This window comes from Dissulfurispira sp. (assembly GCF_036745535.1).
Lineage (GTDB): Bacteria > Nitrospirota > Thermodesulfovibrionia > Thermodesulfovibrionales > Dissulfurispiraceae > Dissulfurispira.
On sequence record NZ_DAIOFX010000054.1, the window covers coordinates 5706 to 12559 of the forward strand.

Consider the following 6854-nt stretch of genomic DNA (forward strand, 5'->3'; position numbering starts at 1 on the left):
CGCTTCTTATTCAGCTCTACATCCTTTATTACGGTCTTCCAAACATAGGAATATCATTGAGCCCTCTGCTGGCTGCATTCATAGGCCTCGGAATGAATTATGCCGCATACGAATCAGAGCTTTACAGGGCAGGGATAAACGCTGTGCCAAAGGGACAGATGGAGGCTGCCCTTTCCCTCGGCATGACGCAATCCCTTGCAATAAAAAGAATTATAATGCCGCAGACAGTGAGGGTAGCCCTTCCGGGAGTTGCAAATGACTTCATTGCCCTTTTCAAAGACTCATCCCTTGTGTCGGTAATTGCCATGGTTGAGCTCACAAAGACATACATCATTCTTGCTGCAACCACATTAAGATTTTTTGAACTGGGGCTTATTGTTGCCTTCTTATACTTTGTTATGAGTTATCCATTATCTCTACTTGCAAGGAAATTGGAAGAAAGGCTGAAAGGACCCATGCGATGATAAACACGATGATAGAGGTAAAAAACCTTCATAAATATTATGGGGAACACCATCTCTTCAAAGGAATCAACCTCGATATTCAAAAAGGTGAGGTAGTTGTATTTATCGGCCCTTCTGGAAGCGGCAAGAGTACATTCTTACGATGCATTAACGGACTCGAATATTTTCAAGAGGGCGAGATAGATGTAAATGATATTGAACTGCATTCCATAAACAGATTAAGACCACGTAAAGAGGATATGGAAACTATAAGGAAAATCAGGCTCAGGGTGGGAATGGTGTTTCAGCAATTCAATCTGTTCCCTCATATGACGGTCATGGAAAATATTATCGAAGCTCCGACAAGGGTGCTCAGCATGGATAAGGATAAGGCAGTGGAAAATGCCTTATCACTTCTAAGAAGAATAAACATCGAGAAAAAGGCAAATTCCTATCCCGATGAACTTTCTGGTGGAGAGCAGCAGAGAGTAGCAATAGCGAGGGCACTTGCCATGAAGCCTGAGGCAATGCTCTTTGACGAACCGACATCATCCCTTGATCCGGAGATGGTTGGAGAAGTGCTTTCGGTCATAAAAGACCTTGTAGAAGAGGGAATGACAACTCTCATAGCTACACACGAGATGGGTTTTGCGAGGGAGGTTGCAGACAGGGTGGTTGTCTTTGACAAAGGGGATATAATAGAAATAGGGACTCCCGAAGATATATTCACAAATCCAAAAATGGAAAGGACGAGGATATTTTTGAGCAGGGTTTTGAGGAATGTATAACATTATAAGCTTTATAGGCATATTTATTCTCATGGCGTTTGCATGGGCGATCTCTGCAAACAGAAAGGTCATCAACTGGCGCGTCATCCTTTGGGGAACGGTGCTTCAGCTTATATTCGCTCTCTTTATATTCGTAGTGCCTGCAGGCTCTAAAATATTTCTTATCGTAAACGATGCTGTCGTAAAAATCCTCGACAGTGCATCCGCAGGCACAAGGTTTCTCTTCGGCAGGCTTGCCCTTCCTCCCGGAACAAGGGGCGAGGCTGGGGAAGAGTCATTGGGTTTCTTCCTCGCATTTCAGGCATTGCCTACAATCATATTCTTTGCGAGCATAATGGCAGCCCTCTACTATATCGGCGTGATGCCAAAACTTATAAAGGCATTCTCAAAGGTCTTCACAAAGCTAATGAGGATAAGCGGCGCAGAGTCATTGAGCGTATCCAGCAATATCTTTGTTGGTGTAGAAGCGAATATGACGGTGCTTCCATACCTGAACACCATGACGCGTTCGGAATTATGCACTATCCTTGCAGCAGGCATGTCCACAACGGCATCAAATGTCCTTGCCCTTTATGTCTTCCTGCTTCATGGTCAGTTTCCAACAATAGCAGGCCATCTCGTATCCGCATCCATACTTTCAGCAACAGCAGCCATAGTAATGTCAAAGATTATCATGCCCGAAATAGATAAGCCTGAGACATTGGGAATAGACATAGCGCCCCATTACGAAAAAGAGTCCTCCATTATGGAGGCAATCATAAACGGTGCAAATGAAGGCGTCAGAATGGTTGTAGGCATAGTAGCCCTCCTTCTGGCATTCCTGGGCATCGTAGCCCTTATAGACTATATTCTTACAGGTGCCGGCGTGAAGTTTAACAATCTCTTTGGAATCCAGATTGATTGGTCGTTGAAGGGACTTTTAGGCTATCTCTTCTATCCCTTTGCCCTTGTAATAGGCGTGCCTCCGTCTGACGCCTTTGAGATAGCAAGGCTCATAGGAGAAAGGGCTGTGCTTACAGAAGTTAAGGCGTATCAGGACCTTGCAGTGCTTCTTTCTTCAAATGCACTTAAAGATCCCCGCTCGGCAGTCCTTGCTGCTTATGCGCTCTGCGGTTTTGCCCACGTAGCCTCACTCGCAATATTCGTAGGAGGCACTGCTGCTCTCATTCCCAAGAGGACAAAAGACCTCTCTGATATAGGCTTCAGGGCGCTAATCGCTGCAACTCTCGCCACCCTCATGACAGCAGCAGTTGCAGGGACATTCTTCATTGAAGGCTCTATACTGCTTGGCAAGTGAGTGCTGACTGCGGCTTTATTGATTTGTCATTAAGCGACAGATAAAGACCCAGATGCCCGCTTTGTGTAAAATCAAAAAACAATGCCTCACGGGAGAGGGCAGAGACCGTATACGATAGGTCTTTTAGTTTCTCCATGACCCCTTCGAATGTCCTTTCTTCTATATCATAAAGCTCGAGAATATCTATAATGTCATCTATATCCCCGGTATTGTAGCACTCAAGCAGAATGATGTCCTTATATGTACAGGTTCCATCCTTTGTCCTCTGCCTTGCATTATTTATCTGGTGTCTGAGCCTTTCAAGACAGAGTCCGTATATCTTTGCTTCCAACATTTTTTAACCTCCGATGCATTTTTATTTGATAAAGCAATCAGCATGCCAAACTTAATACCTTGAAAAAAAGCCATTTAAAAGCATGGGAATAATCCTGTTTGATTAATTTATAATCACCCTGTATAACATTTATACAGGAGTCGCAATATGAAAAAGATAGTTCTGCTTACAAAGGATAATTCATTAAAAAAAAGAGTTATCGGACATTCTACCCGCTGGTTTTAAGCTCTCTGTCAGCACATCTATCGATAGAGATGCCTTTGTATTTTTTTGACCTCGATACAATGAGACCGGGCGCCATAAAAGAGCTTCGTGATACAGCCCTCATAATCGCCATTACACGGCAGAAAATAACAGGGCCTGTAATGGAGGCTGTAACATTTGGCGCCTATGATGTGATGCATCGCCCTTTGAGTAAAAATGCAGTCCTTCAGGCACTTCAGGAACTGGAAGACCTTGGCAGTGAAATAAAACATATCATCCCTGTTACAAGCCTTCCACCCACACCGACCTGTGCAATAGTGGGACATTCCTCCATCATTATGGATGTATGCAAGAAAATATCCAGATTGGCGCAGGTGGATACCCCTGTTCTTGTTACAGGAGAGACGGGAACTGGAAAAGAGCTTGTTGCCGAGGCCGTTGCACAGCTCTCCTCACGGTTTGGCAAACCCTTTGTGGTAGTTAATTGTGCTGCTGTTCCGGAAACTCTCCTCGAATCAGAACTGTTCGGATTCGAAAAAGGCTCCTTCACAGGCGCAGTTTCCGCAAAGGAGGGAATTCTTAAGATTGCAGATGAAGGGTGTGTTTTTCTTGACGAGGTGGGTGAACTGCCTCTATCGCTGCAGGCCAAACTTTTGCGGTTCTTGCAAACACAGACATTCTATCCCCTGGGAAGCACAAAAGAGGTTCAGGTCAATGTGCGGGTCATCTCTGCCACAAACAGGGATCTGTCAGTCATGGTCAAGGAGGGAAAATTCAGAGAGGATCTATACCATCGATTGAGCGTTACAAAAATACATATACCACCTCTGAGAGAACGCAATGAGGACATACCGCCCCTGCTGCATTTTTTTATCAATAGATACAGACACACAGCGCCAAGGCCGCTTAAAGGCTTCACCAGGGCATTTTTAAAAAGACTGACTTCCTATGACTGGCCCGGAAATATACGTGAACTTGAAAATATTATCCGTTCTTCCATTGCCCTGAGCAAAACAAATTATCTTACAACATATGAACTCAAAGAACTGGGACGCTATCCTTCCGTGGCAGAAAAGACCGGCTTTTCAGAAAATCTTGCCCCTGTCTTAATACCTTCTATTAAAGAGGCATTAGAGAGAAAGGATAAAAATCTTTATGAAAAAATCCATAATGAAGTGGACAAGTCCATTTTTGATTATATTCTTTCCTATACAAACGAAAATCAATCCGAGGCTGCGCGTATCCTTGGCATTAACCGCTTAACACTGAGAAAAAAACTGAAGTATTAAGTTTTCCCCTTCTTCACAAGCACATATATCGCCCCTAACCCCCCATCGCACTGCCTTGCAGTCACAAAAGCTATAACATGCTTTCTATAGCGGCCTGCGAGCCATTGGGCTATGGCATCCTTCAGCACAGGGCCTTTTGGAGAGCGGAGTCCTCTGCCGTGGATAATCTTTACACATCTGAAGCCCTTCTTTAATGAGCCTTTGATAAAATTCTCAACCTCCACTTCAGCATCTTCAACTGTAAAGCCATGCAAATCGAGAAAGTCCTGAACGGAAAATCTGCCTTCGTGAAGTTTCCTGACCATCTCTGCGCTATAATTCTGGTTAATCCATTCCACATATTCCTGCGTATCTGACAGCGTAATTGGTTTCTTACCGTTTGCGATCTCGGCAAGCATGCGCAAGACCTTGAATTCCTGCTTCTCAGCACGTGGCAAAACAGGCTTTTTCCTGCGGATCGGGATATTCCTGAATTCTTTAACTTCCTTAACATCCTTCATGGCCCTGACAAATATTTCCTCGTCAGAGATATCCTGTTCCTTATGCACAGGTCTCCCGGACGGGACAAAACCTTTTGCTGTCATCAGTTCTTTCAATCTTTCGAAAGGATGATATGCGACTGTTTCCGGCATGTCTCTTTTTGCACCCACAAAATCACCTTCACAATGGGTATATTTAATTATAGACCAACTCAGGCTAAATTATTTATAAATTACGACAGCAAAAGTGGAAGATAGGGTAGCGGAAATACTTTGTCTTCCACATAAAAAAGTTTATGGACACTTCAAATACGTTCAAAAAAGTGATATATTTTAAAATATAAATTGATAGAGGAGGTGATTATCTGATGGCATGTAAGTCAAAGGGCCCATGCGGCACTGCCAAGAAGGCAACTGCGAAAAAGACAACCGCAAAAAAGACAGCAAAGAAAAAGTAGAAATCCTCTGCAAAAAATCTCCCTCTCAGGTCATATCCGTTTTGTGGTCTGAGAGGGAGATTTTTTTATTATTTCAAAATTGCTTTTAATCCCTTCACTGCCCTTTCCGGTGAAGGATAAACAGGCATCTTCATTTTCTCAAGAAGGGAGACAAGCCTTCTTGCAACGCCATTGGCAGGGATATGAAACACTATGGGTTTGTTTATATCCCCCTTAGCACGATTAATCATATCTGCAAGCTCCTCTGTTATACCCATAACATTGGGCAGGGCAATGATTACAAAGCCGTCATAATCATCCCTGAGTTCGTTTAGTGCTGTAATATAGTCTTCATCCCTCACCTGTGCAGTCAGGTCAATGGGATTATTGATGCCGTAAAAATATGGAAACACACGTCTGAGTTTTTCTGCCTTATCATCAGGTAATTTTGCAACCTCAAGCCCCTGTCTCATGCACTCGTCGGCGGCAAGCACACCTGAGCCCCCGCCGTTTGTAATGATGCAGACACGATTACCTTTTGATGGTCTCTGATACGAAAGAGCCTTTGTCGCGTCGATCAGTTCATCAAAATCCATCGTCTCCTTTATCCCAAATTGTTTGAGGATCGAATGAAAAACCTCGTATTTACCTGCAAGCCTTCCTGTATGGGAAAAGGCTGCTGCCTGCCCGCTCAGTCCCTTCCCTGCCTTGAGTATGATAAGGGGCTTCTTTTCTGATAATCTTTTTGCCTTTTCTATGAATTTTCTTCCGTCTCCCAGAGATTCCACGTAGGAAATCACTACATCCGTATCTTTATCTTCAGCAAGATATTCGTATAAATCCGACTCATCTATATCTATGGCATTGCCGTAACCTATAGCCTTTGATATGCCTGTATTTGCCTCTCTAACAGCGCCGAGAAGACAGCTTAAAATCGCACCGCTCTGAGATACAACAGCAACATTGCCTTTTTTTGGCCTCTTCAACCTCTCATAAGGAAGAAAAAATGTATCGAGCCTTTGATATGGATTGTATAACCCCATGCAGTTCGGCCCTAATATCCTCGCGCCAATTTCTTTTCCTATCTTTTTTACCTCATCTTGAAGCTCATTCTGACCTATCTCTGCAAAGCCTGAACTGGCAATGATTACGCATATGGTTTTATCCTGGAGGCCCTTGAGTATTTCAGGAACCTCTGATGCAGGCCTCATGATTATTGTCAGATCGACAGACTCGGGAATATCCTGGACAGAAGAATACGTCTTTAAACCCATGAGTTCTGTATAATTCGGATTTACAGGATAAACCCTGCCCCTGAATTTAAGCAGGTTCCTAAGAATAACACCACCCAGCTTTTCTTCGCTGTGCGCAGCGCCGATAAGGGCAATGGATTTAGGTTTGAATAGATAATCAAGGCTCATATTGTTCTCCATAAATTATATTATACCTGAATAAAATAGACTCAGTAATTTTACAACTTTTACAGTCGCTTGACAAAGTATGAATATGGTTATACAATGTATATACGGTAGGAGGTAAATATGATAAAAAAATTAGTATCTCATGGCAACAGCGCTGCGCTT

General features: G+C 43.4%; 7 protein-coding genes. 4 read left to right on the top strand and 3 right to left on the bottom strand.

Translation table 11 applies throughout. The features are described 5' to 3' along the window. The 3 genes from V7L97_RS09175 to V7L97_RS09185 all read left to right on the top strand — a co-directional run. A partial coding sequence (locus V7L97_RS09175) for an amino acid ABC transporter permease (RefSeq protein ID WP_333655271.1) occupies positions 1-464 on the top strand: 464 nt, incomplete at its 5' end. Further along, on the top strand, positions 461-1231 hold the full coding sequence (locus tag V7L97_RS09180) for an amino acid ABC transporter ATP-binding protein (RefSeq protein WP_333655273.1): 771 nt from the start codon (positions 461-463) through the stop codon (positions 1229-1231). The genes V7L97_RS09175 and V7L97_RS09180, both read left to right, overlap by 4 nt. Beyond that, positions 1224-2528, top strand: coding sequence for a NupC/NupG family nucleoside CNT transporter (locus V7L97_RS09185; RefSeq protein WP_333655275.1), 1305 nt, complete (start codon positions 1224-1226; stop codon positions 2526-2528). The genes V7L97_RS09180 and V7L97_RS09185 overlap by 8 nt, the downstream gene beginning before the upstream one ends. Here the strand turns inward: V7L97_RS09185 and V7L97_RS09190 are convergent. After that, positions 2509-2862: a hypothetical protein gene (locus V7L97_RS09190; protein WP_333655277.1), complete on the bottom strand. Its 354-nt coding sequence runs from the start codon at positions 2860-2862 to the stop codon at positions 2509-2511. The two genes, V7L97_RS09185 and V7L97_RS09190, sit on opposite strands and share 20 nt — an antisense overlap. 260 nt (positions 2863-3122) lie before the next feature. On the opposite strand from V7L97_RS09190, the gene V7L97_RS09195 reads away from it, so the two are divergent. Then, entirely contained in the window at positions 3123-4355 is a 1233-nt protein-coding gene (locus V7L97_RS09195; RefSeq protein ID WP_333655279.1) for a sigma-54 interaction domain-containing protein, read from the top strand. Here V7L97_RS09195 and V7L97_RS09200 read toward each other — a convergent pair. Further along, complete coding sequence (locus V7L97_RS09200) at positions 4352-5005, bottom strand: Smr/MutS family protein (protein WP_333655281.1); 654 nt, start codon at positions 5003-5005, stop codon at positions 4352-4354. The two genes, V7L97_RS09195 and V7L97_RS09200, sit on opposite strands and share 4 nt — an antisense overlap. Before the next feature lie 355 nt (positions 5006-5360). Next, positions 5361-6704 (bottom strand): acetate--CoA ligase family protein, encoded by a 1344-nt coding sequence (locus V7L97_RS09205; protein WP_333655282.1) that lies wholly within the window; start codon positions 6702-6704, stop codon positions 5361-5363. Positions 6705-6854: the final 150 nt, after the last annotated feature.